The sequence below is a fragment of the Mesorhizobium sp. M0217 genome, from assembly GCF_040321955.1.
GTDB lineage: Bacteria > Pseudomonadota > Alphaproteobacteria > Rhizobiales > Rhizobiaceae > Mesorhizobium.
In genome coordinates, this window is record NZ_JAMYSN010000004.1 from 347,171 (window position 1) to 363,639 (window position 16,469).

Sequence of the window (16,469 nt, forward strand, 5' to 3'; positions counted from 1 at the left end):
CATGGGGGCGCATGCATTGGACCAGCCTGTGTTGGGTTTCATCGTTGGTGGGGTGCAGAAGTCCGGCACGACCAGCCTGTTCGGCTATCTCAGGCAACACCCACAGCTGGCGACGCCGTCCGTCAAGGAGATGCATTTCTTTGACGACGAGACGCAGAACTGGACGGAGCCGGACTATCGCAAGTTGGGAAGCTTTTTTTCCGACGATGCTGGGAGAGGCATCGGATTTGACGTGACCCCGATCTATCTCTTCTGGCCGCCATCGCTGGAACGGATAAAGCGATACAATCCCGCAATGAAGCTTGTCTTCATCTTTCGCGATCCGATCGAGCGAGCGTGGTCGCAATGGCGTATGGAGACCGGTAACCGGTCGGAGTATCTGCCTTTTCACCTGGCGATCCGGCAAGGCCGCTGGCGACTAAAGGGGTTGGATCAGACCGATCCGGCATGGCGTGTGTATAGCTATGTCGAACGGGGCTTTTACGCACGCCAACTACGCCGGCTATTTGCCTTGTTCCCAAGGGAGAACGTTCTGCTCCTGCGTTCACTGGATTTGTTGAGGGATCACCAACCTACGCTGGATGCCGTTGCCGGGTTCCTTTCCATCCAACCGTTTCTCCCCCTTGCTCCGCGAACAGATCAGCTTGGGAGACGATGTGAGAACGAGCTTCGACCTGAGGACGTAACCTATTTGCGCGAGATTTTTTACGATGACACCGTCGAATTCTCCCGACTTTCGGGGCTGTCGGTTTCCGACTGGCCGACTATTGATTCGGGCTTGGCGGTAGAAGGCTGATGGAGCGACCCAACATCCTCTTCATCGTGGCTGACGACCTCAATTCCTGGATTGCGCCGTTGGGCCGCCATCCGGACGTCAAGACGCCTGCAATCGACCGACTCGCATCGCGTGGAACGACGTTTCTGCGCGCCTACTGCACGGCGCCCTATTGCAATGCCAGCCGGATGTCCGTGTTTACCGGATGCCTGCCGACGACAACGGGTGTCTATCAGAACGAGCCATTCTGGGAGGCGCCGCTGCGCAGGGTCACACTGCTTGAGCGCCTGCGCGAGGCCGGGTATTTCTGCATGGGTGCGGGGAAAGTGTTCCATGGCAGTTTCGACTACGCCGATGCAGGGCGCAACAGGACGCCGTCGGCAAGATGGAGCGACATCGAGAACCGCCCAGCCTTGTGGGACGAATTCCATACGACCGCCGCCGAGCCGATGCCGTTGCATCGGCCGCTCAACCGCATGTTTGATTTTGATGATTTCCCGAACGTAGCGTCGATGAATCATCACTTCGATTGGGGCGCCATCGAATCCGCTCGCGAGCCGGAGATGCCCGATTTCAAGACCGCGGACGCGGTTTGCGCCTTCCTGCAAAAACCGCACGAGCAGCCGTTCTTTTGCGCGACGGGTTTCTACAAGCCGCATTTGCCCTGGTACGTACCGCAACGATTCCTTGATCTTTATCCTCTCGACAAGGTCAGCCTGCCCTTTGTCAAGAATGACGACCTTGACGACGTTCCCGCCATCGCAAAGGCTTGGGCTCTGTCGCCGCCTGACCACGAAACCGTCCTGAAACACGGGCAATGGCGCAACGCCGTCCAAGGCTATCTCGGGGCCATTTCCTACTGCGACAGTCAGATTGGACGTGTGCTTGACGCCCTGGATGCTTCGCCCGCCGCCGACAATACGATCGTGGTCCTTTGGGGAGACAACGGGTTCCACCTGGGCGAAAAGCTGCACTGGCGGAAATTCGTGCTGTGGGAGGAAGCAACGCGAGTGCCCTTCATTCTGGTGCCGCCACGAGGTATGGCGACATCGGCTCGCGTCGACCAGCCGGTCAGTCTGGTCGACTTGTTTCCTACGCTTCTTGATCTTTGCGGGTTCGAGCCACCAGCGGACATAGACGGCCGTTCACTCATGCCTTTGGCGCGGGGCGGCAAAATGGAAGACCATTGTGCGATCATGACATGGTTGCGCGGCAATCATTCTGTGCGGTCAAGCCGCTGGCGCTACACGCGCTACTCCGACTTGTCGGAAGAACTCTATGATTTGAGCGCCGACCCTTATGAGTGGAACAATCTGGCCGGCGACGCCCGCTTTGAGCAAATGCGCATGGATCTCGGTGCGCGCCTCCCGCCCGATCGCCTGGATTGAAGGCCAGCCAAGGGAATTTCCAAAAAAATATCTGGCGATCACTACAACTCCACGCTATGCGATACAAAGCGGCGGGGCTGGGGATTGGCACTCTAAACAGGTGATCGGTGACGGGTTTCCGTCGCTCTTGCACCACGTTAGTGTCCATGTCCTTGCGCCTGGAGTTCAGTACTACCCAATGACATCCTATGTAGAGGTCGTGTCCGGACTTCGGCCGAAGATGCGGCGCGCCATTATAATGATCCAGGATCTGGTCATGGTCCTGGTCGCGGTGGCGCTGAGTCTGGGGCTTTCTCAGTCGAGACTTTCATTCGACGCGCTCTCCACGGCCGGCCTGGCGTGCTGGGCAAGTATTGTTTTTCTCAGCCATATGCTGTTTCGCTATTGCGGCCTCTACAACACCGTGTGGCGTTTCGCCTCCACGCCGGACTTCTTCAACATCCTGAAGAGCTGCGCCATCCTGACCGTCACGCTCTATGTCGTCTCGCTGGCGGTTCGATCGTTTCAGCCGGTGACCGGCCTCAACGAGCGCCAGTTCATCGTCTTTTTCCTCGTCTCCTTCACCATCATATCGGCGCCTCGGCTCTATTACCGGTTCCTGCGCGACGGGGCGAGCTGGCGAATCCTGAGCCGCAACGCAAACAATGCGGCGATCAAACAAGCGCTGTTCGTCGGCAGGCTTGGCGAAGCAGACGTCATCATCCGCTTCACACGCACGGCCGAGCCGGCCGAATATTCCATCGCCGGCATCATGGCCATCGAGAACGGCGCGCCGTTGGGCACGCAGATCCAGGGCGTTCCGGTGGTGGCCGTGCGGCCCCGCCTGGTCGAGGTCCTCGAAGAATATGCAAGAGGCACCAAAAGCCTCGACATGCTGATTTTCGGCAATGGCACCGAACGCGAGATCGAGGAATATTCGGAACTGGTCCGTGTCGCCCGTCACAGCGGCATCGCCGTCGTCCAGTTCTCCGGCGTTTCGGAGCTCGGCCAGGGCGGAAAGCTGGTACTCGACGCTGTCGAGATGGAAACCATCCTGCGCCGCTCCACAGTTGCTTCCGATATGGAGCGGATCGGCGGCTTTATCGGTGACAAGCGCGTCCTGGTCACCGGCGGCGCCGGCTCAATCGGTCGCATCCTGGTCAAGCGGTCGCTGGAACTTGGCGCCGAGGCGGTTCTGGTCGCCGATATCTCGGAGTTCGGTATTTTCCAGCTCGACCAGCAGGTTGACGAAAAGGACCATGTCCGGCTCAAGAGCCGCATCGTCGATGTCACAGACCGGCGCCAGATCACCCGCGTCGTCAGCGATTTCAAGCCCGACATCATCTTCCATGCCGCCGCGCTCAAACATGTGCCGCTGCTCGAGGAAAATTGGGAATCGGCGATCCAGACCAACATTTTGGGCACCCTCGTCTGCGCCGAGGTTGCCGCCAAATGCGGGGTGCCGCAGTTCCTGTTGATTTCCAGCGATAAGGCGGTCGATCCGACCTCGGTGCTCGGTATGACGAAACGCGCCGCCGAGCAGATCGTCTCTTCGCTGCACGAAACGCACGCCACCGGGCCCAGCGGCCGTCGCTCCGGCACCAAGTTCATCGCCGTGCGGTTCGGCAACGTCTTCGGCTCCAATGGCTCGGTCTCCACCATCTTCCAGGCGCAGATCGAGGCCGGCGGTCCGGTCACCATCACCGATCGCCGCATGACCCGCTACTTCATGACGGTGGCCGAAGCCGTCGACCTCGTCATCATGTCGGCGGCCGACGCCGAGCGGCGCCAGGGCAAGGACGACTACGCCATCTACATGCTCGACATGGGCAAGCCGGTGCCGATCCTCGAAGTCGCTGAAACCATGATCCGCATGGCCGGCAAAAGCCCCTACACCGACATTCCGATCCGTTTCACCGGGATCAGGCCGGGCGAGAAGCTTCACGAGGTGCTGCATGGCGGCAATGAGGAGATCGTCGCGCTGGATATCCCCAAGATCTTCGGCCTCAGGACCGATGTCGTGGGATGGCCCGAGGTCCAGGCCGCGCTGACATTGCTGCAGGCGGCCATGCGCGATCAGGACAAGGCCTCGGCGCTCGCCGTCATGGCCGGCCTCTATCAGGCGGAAGAGCCTCCAAGTGACGCACGCCGGGAAACCGTTGCGAAAACAGTCGGGCAAGCTGGTTAGAGCAATTCCAGGAAAAGTGTGCAGCGGTTTTCCGTCCGGGATTGCGTCAAAACAAAGAGCCTGTCCTGATCGACCGGGATTGGCTATTGAAACCGATCCGATGGCCGTTCCCAGGCGTTTGCAGATGATTTTGAACCAGTGAGCAGACAAGATCAGCGCGTGGCCGTGCTGCTGGGCACGAAAGATGGCGCGGCTTTCCTTGACGAGCAGCTCGCGTCGCTGGCTGCGCAATCGCATCCTGTTGTCGACCTCTGGGTTTCCGACGACGGTTCGACAGACGGCACTTCGGCCATTATCGGCGCCTGGCAGAGCCGCTGGTCCAAGGGCCGGTTGACCCTGTCGAATGGTCCTCGCCAAGGCTTTGCCGCCAATTTCCGCGCGATGATCATCGATCCGCGCATCGAGGCCGACTACTACGCCTTCTGCGATCAGGACGACATCTGGGAGCCGGACAGGCTGGAGAGCGCCATTGCCTGGATGCAAGGGCACGACGCCGGAACGCCGCTGCTGTTTTGCTCCAGAACCGCGACCATGTCCGAAACCGGAGCAGCGCAAGGGTATTCGCCGCTGTTCCAGCATCCACCCGCATTTCGCAATGCGCTTGTGCAAAGCATTGCCGGCGGCAACACGATGATGATCAACCGCGCCGCGCGAAAGTTGCTGGCAAAGGCATCGGCAAGGACCGAGTTCGTCAGCCATGACTGGTGGACCTATCTGATCGTCACGGCTGCCGGCGGCATTGTCCGCTATGACCCGCGACCGCTGGTGCGCTACCGCCAGCATGAGGCAAACCTGGTCGGCGCCAACGTGTCGTGGAAGGCGAGGCTGTCGCGGCTGGGGCGCCTCTTCAGGGGCGAGTTCGCCGTCTGGACCGATCACAATCTGAGCGGCCTGGCCGTCAATCGCGACATCCTCACGAGGGATGCCGCCGCCTGTCTCGGCCTGTTCATCAGGGCGCGCAAGGGCGGTATCTTGCGACGCCTGCGCCTTCTCAGGAAAAGCGGCGTCTACCGGCAGACGCTGGCTGGGACGCTTGGGCTCTATGTGGCCTTCATCTGGCGGCGGATCTAGAGCATGCTGAGATGGCCATGAGGGGACCCAAGCGAGCTTTCGATCTCGTCGCGGCGGCGGTTCTGTTGCCGCTGACCTCGCCCGTCACCCTGCTTGCCATACTGGCAATCAGGCTGTCGTCGCCCGGACCGGCACTCCTCTCCCAAACTCGCGTCGGCCAGCACGGGGTGCTGTTTCGCTGCCACAAGTTGAGGACGATGGTTGTGGGAACGCCATCTCTGCCCTCGCATCAGGCGCCGGCAAACTCCGTCACCGCCGCCGGTAAGGTGCTGCGAAAATTCAAGATCGACGAGCTGCCGCAGCTCTGGAACGTGCTGAAGGGCGAGATGAGCCTGGTCGGGCCGCGTCCATGCCTGCCCACGCAAACCGAGTTGGTCGACCGCCGCAGGCAATTGGGTGTGCTTGCCGCACTTCCAGGCATTACCGGGCTGGCGCAGATGAGAGGCATCGACATGTCGGATCCGAAACTCTGCGCCGAAACCGATGCCGAATATCTCAGGGGAGCCTCGATCGGACTTGACGTCAAAATCCTGCTTGGCACAATCTACCGGACCTGACGGGCCTGTCGTGCAAGTTCCTCAATCCGGCCGAGCGTGTCGGTTTCCGGCATCCAGCCTTCCGAGATCAGCAGTGACGGGTCGCAAATCTGTGTCGCCATGGAAGCGTCGTACGCTGCTTTTCTGCCAAGCAGTGTGGCGAACAGCCTGAATGGCCAGGCCGGCACAGGAACGAGCCGGGTCGGAACGTCGTATCCGTGCCTGAATGCAGTCAAGATTTCGAACATCGCAACGGGGGAAGCATCGCCCAGGACATAGGTCGGGCGCGGTGGCGTGGGACGAGTCAAAAGATGCGCCACGGCGCCAGCCACCGCGTCGCGCGATATCAGCGAACGAACTGCGGTGAAAGCGCCTAAGGGCAATGGTAAGGCAATGGCGGCAGCCCGCATCATTCCACGCAGGTTTCCCTTCATGCCTTCGCCATAGACCGGCGGCAGGCGCAGCGCCGTGGCATCGGAGGGCCTGGACGCATAGGCTTCCAGTGTCTTGATCTCGCCTTCGCGTTTCGAGCGCCCGTAGGCGCATTGCGGGGCAGGGAGCGTCGCCTCGCTGATCGTTCCGCTGAAACCGGGACCGGCTACTGCCCGGATCGACGACAGATAGATGAAGCGCCCGCTTGTCCGCGAGGCGGCCGCGCGCGCCAGCTGCGCGGTCAGTGTCGCGTTGGCTGCCATGAAGTCGGCTTCGCTCGCCTTGCGGTCATTGTTGAGCGCCGCACAGTGGACGACATGGGTGATATCTCGCATCAGCGCCTGGTATGCCTGAGCCGGTGCGTCGAAGTCCGGCAACAAAACCGCATCGCTCACGGGATCGAGCCGTTCCGGGTGGCGCGATGCCATGCGCACCCCGAACCCGGCTTCGCGCAGCTGGTTGACGACCTGCCTGCCGATGAAACCCGTCGCGCCTGTGACCAGCACTTTCACGGCCGGCTTGCCTGGGGCGCCGGGGCCGGTGCCTGTTGTTCCGGCAGCATTTGTTGCCGGCCCGATGCAAGATATGTCCCGGACACCAAGAACACCATCAGTGTGGCATCGAGGATGTCGTGGCCGACCAGGATGCCGGTCAGGCCACCGATGAGGTAGGTGATCGCAGTGACGACAATCATCGTGGCGCCGAACCGCTCGATCGCGTCCGTGCTGGTGCGCAGCACGATGGCCGCGTTTCTCGCGGCAACGAAGAACACAGCCGCGAGCGTTACGGCTCCAAGCAGCCCGGCCTCCACCAATGCGGTCAGGAAGCCGTTGTGAAAATGGCTGAAGCCCGTTGACGGCATGTTGAACTGATTGTGGAACCCATCCTTTATCAGCTCGCGGCTTGCGGCAATGCCGTGGCCGAAAATCGGCATGTCGTGGAAGGCGCTCAGCCCAATCTGCCAAAGTGCGGCGCGCAAGCCGAGCGCGGTCGTGTGGTCGCCCTTCGTGGCGAGCGCATCCCAGTCGCTGAACAGGAAGGCCGCGCGCTCGGAAATGATGGGGAGACCAATGACTGCGATGACGATGCCGATCGCGCCCGCAATCAGCAAAAGCCGAATGGCGTTTCTGTTGTTGAGCTTGCGACGGTTGATCAGCAGGACCGCGATGCCGGCCACCAGCATCGCCAGCCAGATGATCCGCGACCCCGAATAGACAATGGCGACCGCGCCGGCCAGTGTCGCGCAGGCCAGCAACGCCCTGTTCTTTTCGACACCCGATAAGGCGCCTGCCAGGCACATCATCATGCTGAGGCAGGCGACGGTCGCGAACACGATCGGATTGCCGGCGCCGCCTTCGGCCCGTATGCCCAGCCCGTGATATTGCACGACCGCCAGCAGCACGGCGCCAAAACAGGCGGCGGCGCTCGCCAGCACGACGATGCGCGTCAGCGTGGTTTTCTCGGTGATGCTCCAGGTCGCGTATGAGACTGGGAAAAACAGGAAGGTGATCAGCCCTGCCAGATGCGGCGCATCCCTGGCGATCGAATTGTTGACGATTGAGGCGAACACGCTGGCTGCGCAATAGGCATAGATGGCCACCGTCATCGCGGTCATCGGCCGGTCGATGTTGAAACGCCGTCTTTTCAGCGCAAGCAGAAGCACCGACCACAGGCCGCCGCCATTGAACAAAAAGCTGACCGCCGATCCCAGTACCGGCGGGAAAAAGAAGCACAAAATGGAGAAGGTGACGTTGATCCGTGACGGCGAAACGTGCTGCTTGATGGCGGAGATCGGGGTCAATGCTCTGGTTCACAATGCGCTGGGTCGCTTGGCGACGGACAATGTTTGGCGGCGTCATTTGCGGCATGCCGCCCGGCGCAGGTTCAGGAGCCGGTATAGCGGCTGGGTGCGGTTTTCGAAAGTGCGACGAGGTCGGGCCGGCGTTTCTTTCGGTCCAGGCAAGATTTTTCCCGGCCTTTGAATGCTATCGCTCCGTCGGGCAGGAATTTTCGGATTCTAGGCTTTTCATGGAAAATTCGTTGCCGATCGGGTGTGGCCGCCGGCCTTTCCAGCGTTGTTATATCAGGTGGCGATCTGCTAGAACGCCGGCACGAACCGATAGTGTCCAGCAGTGAAGCTTGAACCGGGCGGCTGAAAAGGACGCCCGATCCATCTGATGCAAGGTCTGGATTGCACGAGAGAACGCTCACAGTCCATGAACATCGCGCTTACGCACCTGCAGCGGCTCGAGGCCGAGTCCATCCACATCTTCCGTGAGGTTGCCGCCTCCTTCTCCAAGCCGGTGATGCTCTATTCCGTCGGCAAGGATTCCTCCGTGCTGATGCATCTGGCGATGAAGGCCTTCTATCCGGCCAAGCCGCCTTTCCCCTTCCTGCATGTCGACACCACCTGGAAGTTCCGCGAGATGATCGCCTTTCGCGACCAGATGGCGCAGAAGCTCGGCTTCGACCTGCTGGTCCACGTCAATGAAGACGGCGTGCGCGACGGTATCAACCCCTTTGACCATGGCTCGAACACCCACACCCATGTCATGAAGACGGTGGCGTTGCGCCAGGCGCTCGACAAATACGGCTTTGACGCTGCCTTCGGCGGGGCTCGGCGCGACGAGGAGAAGTCGCGCGCCAAGGAGCGCATCTTTTCCTTCCGCAACGCCCAGCATGTCTGGGACCCGAAGAACCAGCGGCCGGAGATGTGGAAGATCTTCAACACCCGCATCGCGCCGGGCGAATCGATCCGCGTGTTTCCGCTGTCGAACTGGACCGAGCTCGATATCTGGCAGTACATTCTGCAGGAAAACATCCCGATCGTGCCGCTCTATTTCGCCAAGGAGCGGCCGGTGGTCGAACGCGACGGCATGCTGATCATGAAGGATGACGATCGCATGCAATTGCGCCCCGGTGAGACGATGGAGAACCGTCTGGTGCGTTTCCGCACGCTCGGCTGTTATCCGCTGACCGGCGCCATCGAATCCGACGCCGACACGCTCGAAGCCATCGTCGGCGAGATGCTGACGGCGCGCACCTCCGAGCGCCAGGGCCGCCTCATCGACCGCGATGAAGCCGGCTCGATGGAAAAGAAGAAGCGCGAGGGATATTTCTGAGCATGCGCCATATCCTGGCCAAGAGCCTCGCTCCCACCGACGGCGTGCGCGAATACATGGCGGCGCAGGAGAAGAAGTCGCTGCTGCGCTTCCTCACCTGCGGCTCGGTCGACGACGGCAAGTCGACGCTGATCGGCCGTCTTCTGTCCGACACAAAGCAGATCTTCGAGGACCAACTCGCCGCACTCGAGCGCGATTCCCGCAAGCACGGCACCACTGGCGACGACATCGACTTCGCGCTTCTGGTCGACGGCCTCGAGGCCGAGCGCGAGCAAGGCATCACCATCGACGTCGCCTACCGCTTCTTCGCCACGCCCAAGCGCAAGTTCATCGTCGCCGACACCCCCGGCCATGAACAGTACACCCGCAACATGGCGACCGGCGCATCGACTGCCGATCTCGCCATCGTGCTGATCGATGCGCGCCAGGGTGTGCTGCGCCAGACCCGGCGCCACTCGATCATCGCTTCGCTGCTCGGCATCCGCCATATCGTGCTTGCCGTCAACAAGATCGACCTCGTCGATTTCGACCAGGCGGTGTTCGACCGTATCGTCGAGGATTACCGGCAGTTCTCGCACGAGCTCGGCTTCCTGACGATCGTGCCGATCCCGATGTCGGCCCGCTATGGCGACAATGTCACCAGCCGCTCCGGCAAGACGGCGTGGTATTCCGGCCCGTCGCTGATCGAGCATCTCGAAACCATATCGGTCGACGAGGCCGCGGTCGAACTGCCGTTCCGGTTTCCGGTGCAGTATGTCAACCGGCCCAATCTCGACTTCCGCGGCTTTGCCGGCACCATCGCGTCCGGCTCCGTCGCGCAGGGCGACGAGGTGGTGGTCGCCAAATCCGGCAAGGCCTCGCGGGTCAAGCGCATCGTCGCGCAAGGCGGCGATCTTGCCCAGGCGGTGGCCGGCCAGGCCATCACCCTTGTGCTCGATGACGAGGTCGAGGTCTCCAGAGGCAACATGCTGGTGTCGCCGGCGGCACGGCCGCAGGTCGCGGACCAGTTCGCCGCCAACATCGTCTGGTTCGACGAGGCAGCGCTGCTGCCGGGACGCTCCTATATACTGCGCACCGAGACCGACCAGACCAGCGCCACCGTCACCGACCTGAAATACCGCGTCAACGTCAACGACTTCGCTCGCGAGGCGGCGAAGTCGCTCGAGATGAACGAAGTCGGCATCTGCAATATCTCGACCCGGGCGCCGATCGCCTTCGATACCTTCGCCGACAACCGCGATACCGGCGCCTTCATCCTGATCGACCGCATCACCAATGCCACGGTCGGCGCCGGCATGATCCTGCATTCCTTGCGCCGCGCCGAAAACATCCATTGGCAGTCGCTCGATGTCGGCAAGCGCGGCCGCTCCGACCTCAAGAGCCAGCGCCCCGCCGTATTCTGGCTCACCGGTCTTTCCGGCTCGGGCAAGTCGACCATCGCCAATCTGCTTGAGAAGAAGCTGTTCGCTTCGGGGCGTCACACCTACATTCTCGACGGCGACAATGTCCGCCACGGCCTCAACCGCGATCTCGGCTTCACCGACGCCGATCGGGTCGAAAACATCCGCCGTGTCGCCGAAGTGGCAAAGCTGATGGCCGATGCCGGGCTGATCGTCATCGTCTCCTTCATTTCCCCCTTCAGCGCCGAGCGGCGCATGGCCAGGGAGTTGATGGCCGACGGCGAGTTCGTTGAAGTGTTCGTCGATACGCCGTTCGAGGAATGCGCCCGACGCGACCCGAAAGGCCTTTACGCACGGGCGCTGAATGGCGAGATCAAGAACTTCACCGGCGTCGATTCCCCGTATGAAGCTCCCGAAAATCCCGAAATCCATCTCAAGACACTCGGCAAGACGGCCGAGGAGATGGTAGAGGCTCTGGAACACTGGCTGAATGAGCGCGACATTGCCGAAGACCAATATGACAGCGGCGGCGGCATCTGACGACGAAGTGATGCTCGACGTGTTCGAGCGCCTGGCGCTCGAAGCCGGACGCGAGGTGATGCGGGTCTTCAAGGCCGGCTGCGCGGTCGACAGCAAGTCGGACTCCTCGCCGGTCACGGAAGCCGACCGCGAGAGCGAGACGATCATCCTCGCCGGCCTGCGTGCGGCCTATCCCGATATTCCCTGCGTGGCCGAGGAAGAGGTCGCCGAAGGCATTGTGCCGCCCGATCTGGATGGCGCCTTCTTCCTGATCGATCCGCTCGATGGAACGAAGGAATTCGTCAACCGCCGGACCGATTTCACCGTCAACATCGCGCTTGTCCGGCACGGCGTGCCGGAGATCGGCGTCGTCTTCGCACCGTGCAGCGGGCGGTTCTTCTCTGGACGGCCGGGCTGGGCCGAAGCAATCGAGGTCGATGGCGACTTCCGTATCGTCGGCCGCCGGCGGATTTCGGTTAGGAGGGCGGTCACGCCGCTGGCGGTCGTTGCCAGCCGCTCGCACAACACCCCGGAGACCGAAGCCTTCATCAAGGATCTCGGCGCCGCCGAGATCGTCTCGGTCGGCTCATCGCTGAAATTCTGCCTGCTCGCCGCAGCCGAAGCCGACATCTATCCGCGCTTCGGCCGCACCATGGAATGGGACACGGCGGCCGGCGACGCCGTACTGCGCGCCGCCGGCGGCATGACGCGCACGCTGGACGGCGAGCCGCTCACCTATGGCAAGCGCAAACAGAGCGACGACGAGGATTTCGCCAACCCGCATTTTATTGCGAGCGGGAAGGCGGCGGACGCGGCGTAACTTACGCCGCCGCTACATGCGCCGAGTTCGAGCCAATGTAGTTGCGGATCGTCTCGATGATGCGGTCCTGGTCGGCTTCGCTGAGATAGGGATGCATCGGCAGGCACAGGATGCGCTTCGGCAGTTCCTCCGAAACCGCAAGCCCGGTCGGCGTGCGCGGATAGTCGCGATAGGCGACCTGCTCGTGCAGCGGCTTCACATAATAGATCACCGAAGGGATGCCCTTTTCGCCGAGATGCGCCCTCAACCCGTCGCGCTTCGGCGTCTCGATGGCGTATTGCGCCCAGGCCGAGCGGCCACCGCCCAGATTGCGTGACGTCTTGACGATGTCGCCGAGACCTTCGGCGTAGCGCTTGGCCACCACCTGGCGGGCGACCATCTCGTCTTCGAGGATGGCGAGTTTCTCGATCAGGATCGCCGCCTGGATCGTGTCGAGGCGTGAATTGATGCCGACGCGGACATTGTCATACTGCGTCTCGCCCTTACCGTGGAACGCAAACGAGCGCAGCTGGTCGGCCAGCGCGTCGTCATTGGTGAACATCGCGCCGCCATCGCCGTAGCAGCCCAGCGGCTTGGCCGGATAAAAGCTGGTCGAGCCGACATGGCCGAAGGCGCCGCACATTGTGCCGTCGGCCGAACCGCCGATCGACTGCGCCGCATCCTCGATCACCAGCAGCCCTTCGCGCTTGGCAATCGCCATGATCGCCTCGTAGTCGGCGGCAAGCCCGAACAGGTCGACGGGAATAATCGCCTTCGGCTTCAGCCGGCCTTCCTTCTTGATCATGGCGATCGCCGCCTCGAGGCTGGCGATGTCGATGTTGTAGGTCTCGGCGTCCACATCGACGAAAACCGGTTCGGCCTTGGCAAGCGCCACCACTTCCGCCGTCGCGGCAAAGGTGAAGCTCGGCACGAACACCGCGTCGCCGGGGCCGATACCGGCGGCAAACAGCGGCAACAGCAGCGCGTCGGTGCCGTTGGCGCAGGCCACGACATGCTTGGTGCCGATATAGGCTGCGAGCTTGTTTTCGAATTCGGTGACTTGCGGTCCGAGGATATAGCGGCCTTCCTCGACGACATTGTCGATCGCGGCCTTCAGCCGGTCGCGGATACGTTCGCGCTGCGCGCCAAGATCGATGAACTGCATGTCGGCCTCAAAACGGTGTGGTGCGGGCTGCCCCGGGGACAATGACACGCACAGAAACAACAACTTAACCGGGCCGCTGGTACCAGAGTTGGGCCGGTCTAGAAAGCCGGACCGGCCGCGGGACGGGTTGTCTAGGTGTCGCAGCCTGTTACTTCAGGCTTTCCCTGCATTGCCGCAAGATGCCGGAAATCCGGGCTTCGCCGCCTATTAATCCGGCTAATTCAGTGCGTCTTTCCGGCTCGCGGAAACATAAAGTGATCGGCTGCTTGCAGCGGCTGGCGGCGGACTAAGCGTGGATCAGGCGATTTCGTGCCGCCAGGGCGGGTTGGCGCCGGCCCGCGACACGGTCACCGCCGCCGCTTTGGCGCCGAGCGCCAGCGCCTGACGGATGGCGTCCTCCGAAAGGCCGCCGATCCCGGCCTTGGTGAGCAGGCCTTGCTCGTGCAGCGAGGCCAGAATGCCGGCATTGAAAGTGTCGCCGGCGCCGACCGTGTCTACCACCTCCACCTTATGCGGCATCACCGTGACCTTGTGTTCCCTGCTGTAGCCGACGGCACCTTCGCTGCCGTGGGTAACGACGATCAGCTTCGGGCCGCGATCCAGCCAGTTGCGGATGACGTCCTCATGCGAGCCGGCCTCGCCGAACCAGTGCAGATCCTCATCCGATAGCTTCACGATGTCGGCCATCGCCATCATCGAGCGGATGCGCCGGAGGTGCTTGGCTTTGTCGGGGATGAAGTTCGGCCGGATGTTGGGGTCGAGCATCATGACGCGGCGTTCGTGCTCGCGTTTCATGAATTCTTCGTAGGCAGCACCCGCCGGGTCCGAAATCAGGCTGATGGCGCCAAACAGCATGGCTTCGATCTCGGCGCCCAGTTTCGGCAGATCCTCTGTCGTCAGCATGCGCCCGGCGGTGTTTTCGTCGTAGAAAGTGTAGGTCGCCTGACCGTTGGTGAGCCGCACGAAGGCGAGCGTGGTCGGGCGAGGGGAGGTGTGCGCATAGGTGGAGCTGACCTTGCTTGCGCCGAGCGCCTCGCGGAACTGGCCGCCGAACAGATCCGACGACAGGCCGGAAAAGAAGCCGGCGGGCGCGCCGAGGCGGCCAAGCGCGATCGCCGTGTTGAACACCGCGCCGCCGACATAGGGCGCAAAGGCCGGCTCTCCCTGTGTCGTGGTGCGCGGCAGCATGTCGATCAGGGCTTCGCCGCAGCAGAGGATCATGATTTCTTGTTCTCCGGCGGATAGATCACGCCCTTGCGGATGATGATGTTGGCATAGAGCCGGGGTTCGCTGGTGGCGACGATCGCATATACCGACCGGACGCGTGCATAGAAGTCGGCGCCCGCCAGCGCAACCACCTTGCGGCCCGGCGCGCGCCTGGTGCAGATCGCCTCGATCTCGAGGTGGACGGGATCGGCGACCGAGGGATCGCCTTTTACCGAGGCACGAAACAGCGCTTCCGGCACGAAGTCGTCCACCGGCAGCACGCTCAAAATGGCGTCAAGCACCGGTATGAGGTGAAGACCGTCGGCGCGGATCAGCCGGTTTGCCTGTTCTTCCGCCGGATAGTTGCCGTCGACAAGCGCGATCTCGTCGCCATGGCCCATGGCGCGCAATGTCGCCAGAAGCTCCGGACCGAGCAGCGACGGAATACCGATCAGCATTCAGGTGCTCCGGGAAATGGTGGTCGAACCGATGAGGAAGCGTTCGGACAGCGGCAGGCTGGCGCCGCCCAGCGCGCGGGCATGGATGCCGACGGTGCCTTCGCGCACCACCGGAAGCTTCAGCCCTTCGCCATCGATCGTACCGATCGCCTGCCTGATCGCATCGACGAGCCGGCGCCGGACAGCGAGCGGCATCCAGCCGTCGATCACCGCGGCCTCGAAATCGATCACCGATGACGCCGATACGATGGCATAGGCCAGCGCCTGAGCGGCATTGGCGATCCAGTCGTCGAGCTCGTGACCGATCTCGCCCCAATCCTCAGGCGACGTCCACAGATGCGAAGCCTCGACGCCGCGTGCGTTAAGCGCCTTTTCCAGCATGGCGATCGAGGCGACGTCGATGAGCTGCGTCGGCTTGCCGTCTGGTCCCGGCACCGGCATCGAACCCAGCGCCCCGGCATTTCCGGTTGGCCCGCCGAACAGCCGGCCGTTGAGCACGATGCCGCCGCCGGCAAAGGCGCCGATATAGAAATAGACGAAGTCGCGCGCCCCGCCGGTCTGGCCGAACACCAGTTCGGCGCCGCAGGCGGAGGTGGCGTCATTCTGCAGATAGACCGGGAATTCGCACTTCGCCTGGATGTCGGCACGGATGTCGCGATGGCGCCATTCGTCCATGATGTCGCGCGGCGCGCCGGCGGTGTCGGCCCAGTTCCACAGTTCGAACGGCATGGCGATGCCGAGCCCGGCAATGCGCTTGTCCTGCGCAGGTGTCAGTTCGGCGCGCATCGTCTTCATGCCTTCGGTGACGAACTCAACCGTCTCGCGCGGCGCCGGATAGCGGTAGGAGTGCTGCAGCATGGAACGCACAGTTCCGAGGAAATCGATCAGCACCAGTTCGGCGCTGCGGCGGCCGATCTTGAGGCCGATGAAGAAGGCGCCTTCGGGGTTCAGCGCCATCGGGATGGAGGGCTGGCCGATCTTGCCGCGCAACGGCGCCTGGCGCAGCAGCAGGCTGTCTTCCTCCAGTTCGCGCATGATGACCGAGACGGTCTGCGCTGAAAGCCCGGTCATGCGCGCAATGTCTGATTTGGCCAAGCTGCCGTGCTGGCGAACCAACGACAGCACCAGCCGCTCATTGTGGTCGCGCATGCCGCTCTGGTTGGTGCCACGGTGGAGACGGCTGGCGGCCGCCTCGGGCGAACCGTGCCTCGCAATGCCGGTCTCCACCCTTGTTCCTTCCCTTGGTTTATTCTTACTGCTTTTGCGGCAGAATGAGTGAACCGCGCAAAGCTGTCAATAATAAATAAGAGTGATTTAATTATTGACAGGCGGCTCCCGCTGGTGTCATTTGAGGGCGCGTCCACACTGGGAGAACTTCAGTGGATGCGCTCGAGATGCCGGTTGGCGGCATCCGCATGGTTCCATGGGAGG

At 62.3% G+C, this 16,469-nt stretch carries 14 protein-coding genes; 8 read left to right on the forward strand and 6 right to left on the reverse strand.

Translation table 11 applies throughout. The features are described from left to right. Position 1: 1 nt before the first annotated feature. The 5 genes from NKJ18_RS10755 (at position 2) to NKJ18_RS10775 (ending at position 5,958) form a co-directional block, all read left to right on the forward strand. Positions 2-796 (forward strand): sulfotransferase family protein, encoded by a 795-nt coding sequence (locus tag NKJ18_RS10755; protein WP_352758203.1) that lies wholly within the window; start codon positions 2-4, stop codon positions 794-796. Further along, on the forward strand, positions 796-2,163 hold the full coding sequence (locus tag NKJ18_RS10760) for a sulfatase (RefSeq protein ID WP_023687187.1): 1,368 nt from the start codon (positions 796-798) through the stop codon (positions 2,161-2,163). The genes NKJ18_RS10755 and NKJ18_RS10760 overlap by 1 nt, the downstream gene beginning before the upstream one ends. A gap of 178 nt (positions 2,164-2,341) precedes the next feature. Then, positions 2,342-4,330: an SDR family NAD(P)-dependent oxidoreductase gene (locus NKJ18_RS10765; RefSeq protein WP_352758204.1), complete on the forward strand. Its 1,989-nt coding sequence runs from the start codon at positions 2,342-2,344 to the stop codon at positions 4,328-4,330. A 138-nt stretch (positions 4,331-4,468) separates the two neighbouring features. Beyond that, complete coding sequence (locus NKJ18_RS10770; protein ID WP_023732070.1) at positions 4,469-5,401, forward strand: glycosyltransferase family 2 protein; 933 nt, start codon at positions 4,469-4,471, stop codon at positions 5,399-5,401. Between the two features lie 17 nt (positions 5,402-5,418). Then, positions 5,419-5,958, forward strand: coding sequence for a sugar transferase (locus NKJ18_RS10775; RefSeq protein ID WP_023684586.1), 540 nt, complete (start codon positions 5,419-5,421; stop codon positions 5,956-5,958). Here the strand turns inward: NKJ18_RS10775 and NKJ18_RS10780 are convergent. Further along, complete coding sequence (locus tag NKJ18_RS10780) at positions 5,946-6,881, reverse strand: NAD-dependent epimerase/dehydratase family protein (protein WP_023670715.1); 936 nt, start codon at positions 6,879-6,881, stop codon at positions 5,946-5,948. The two genes, NKJ18_RS10775 and NKJ18_RS10780, sit on opposite strands and share 13 nt — an antisense overlap. Next, a complete protein-coding gene (locus NKJ18_RS10785) occupies positions 6,878-8,170 on the reverse strand; it encodes an O-antigen ligase family protein (RefSeq protein WP_352758205.1) in 1,293 nt (430 codons plus the stop codon). Before NKJ18_RS10785 ends, NKJ18_RS10780 begins: the two co-directional genes overlap by 4 nt. A 415-nt stretch (positions 8,171-8,585) precedes the next feature. Here NKJ18_RS10785 and cysD point away from each other — a divergent pair, with 415 nt between their 5' ends. Genes cysD through cysQ form a run of 3 tightly spaced genes read left to right on the forward strand, consistent with a single transcriptional unit; the run spans position 8,586 to position 12,230 of the window. Continuing rightward, positions 8,586-9,491 (forward strand): sulfate adenylyltransferase subunit CysD, encoded by a 906-nt coding sequence (cysD, locus tag NKJ18_RS10790; RefSeq protein WP_023670717.1) that lies wholly within the window; start codon positions 8,586-8,588, stop codon positions 9,489-9,491. A gap of 2 nt (positions 9,492-9,493) precedes the next feature. After that, entirely contained in the window at positions 9,494-11,431 is a 1,938-nt protein-coding gene (gene cysN, locus NKJ18_RS10795) for a sulfate adenylyltransferase subunit CysN (RefSeq protein ID WP_352758206.1), read from the forward strand. 10 nt (positions 11,432-11,441) lie between these two features. Next, positions 11,442-12,230: a 3'(2'),5'-bisphosphate nucleotidase CysQ gene (gene cysQ / locus NKJ18_RS10800; protein WP_031196090.1), complete on the forward strand. Its 789-nt coding sequence runs from the start codon at positions 11,442-11,444 to the stop codon at positions 12,228-12,230. A 1-nt stretch (position 12,231) separates the two neighbouring features. Here the strand turns inward: cysQ and NKJ18_RS10805 are convergent, their stop codons facing one another. From NKJ18_RS10805 to NKJ18_RS10820, 4 genes are all read right to left on the reverse strand, one after another. Then, positions 12,232-13,374, reverse strand: a complete 1,143-nt coding sequence (locus tag NKJ18_RS10805; protein ID WP_023819229.1) for a DegT/DnrJ/EryC1/StrS family aminotransferase — start codon at positions 13,372-13,374, stop codon at positions 12,232-12,234. A gap of 297 nt (positions 13,375-13,671) precedes the next feature. After that, entirely contained in the window at positions 13,672-14,595 is a 924-nt protein-coding gene (locus NKJ18_RS10810) for a carbohydrate kinase family protein (RefSeq protein WP_023684582.1), read from the reverse strand. Next, complete coding sequence (locus NKJ18_RS10815) at positions 14,592-15,038, reverse strand: RbsD/FucU family protein (protein ID WP_023687195.1); 447 nt, start codon at positions 15,036-15,038, stop codon at positions 14,592-14,594. The genes NKJ18_RS10810 and NKJ18_RS10815 overlap by 4 nt, the downstream gene beginning before the upstream one ends. After that, positions 15,039-16,265, reverse strand: coding sequence for an ROK family transcriptional regulator (locus tag NKJ18_RS10820; protein ID WP_352758207.1), 1,227 nt, complete (start codon positions 16,263-16,265; stop codon positions 15,039-15,041). Positions 16,266-16,469: the final 204 nt, after the last annotated feature.

What these genes read in the sequence shown, in the direction of transcription:
- NKJ18_RS10755 (WP_352758203.1), top strand. Translation starts at nt 2, where the DNA reads ATGGGGGCGCATGCATTGGACCAGCCTGTGTTGGGTTTCATCGTTGGT.
- NKJ18_RS10760 (WP_023687187.1), top strand. Translation starts at nt 796, where the DNA reads ATGGAGCGACCCAACATCCTCTTCATCGTGGCTGACGACCTCAATTCC.
- NKJ18_RS10765 (WP_352758204.1), top strand. Translation starts at nt 2,342, where the DNA reads ATGACATCCTATGTAGAGGTCGTGTCCGGACTTCGGCCGAAGATGCGG.
- NKJ18_RS10775 (WP_023684586.1), top strand. Translation starts at nt 5,419, where the DNA reads ATGAGGGGACCCAAGCGAGCTTTCGATCTCGTCGCGGCGGCGGTTCTG.
- cysD (WP_023670717.1), top strand. Translation starts at nt 8,586, where the DNA reads ATGAACATCGCGCTTACGCACCTGCAGCGGCTCGAGGCCGAGTCCATC.
- cysN (WP_352758206.1), top strand. Translation starts at nt 9,494, where the DNA reads ATGCGCCATATCCTGGCCAAGAGCCTCGCTCCCACCGACGGCGTGCGC.
- cysQ (WP_031196090.1), top strand. Translation starts at nt 11,442, where the DNA reads ATGCTCGACGTGTTCGAGCGCCTGGCGCTCGAAGCCGGACGCGAGGTG.
- NKJ18_RS10805 (WP_023819229.1), bottom strand. Translation starts at nt 13,374, where the DNA reads ATGCAGTTCATCGATCTTGGCGCGCAGCGCGAACGTATCCGCGACCGG.
- NKJ18_RS10810 (WP_023684582.1), bottom strand. Translation starts at nt 14,595, where the DNA reads ATGATCCTCTGCTGCGGCGAAGCCCTGATCGACATGCTGCCGCGCACC.
- NKJ18_RS10815 (WP_023687195.1), bottom strand. Translation starts at nt 15,038, where the DNA reads ATGCTGATCGGTATTCCGTCGCTGCTCGGTCCGGAGCTTCTGGCGACA.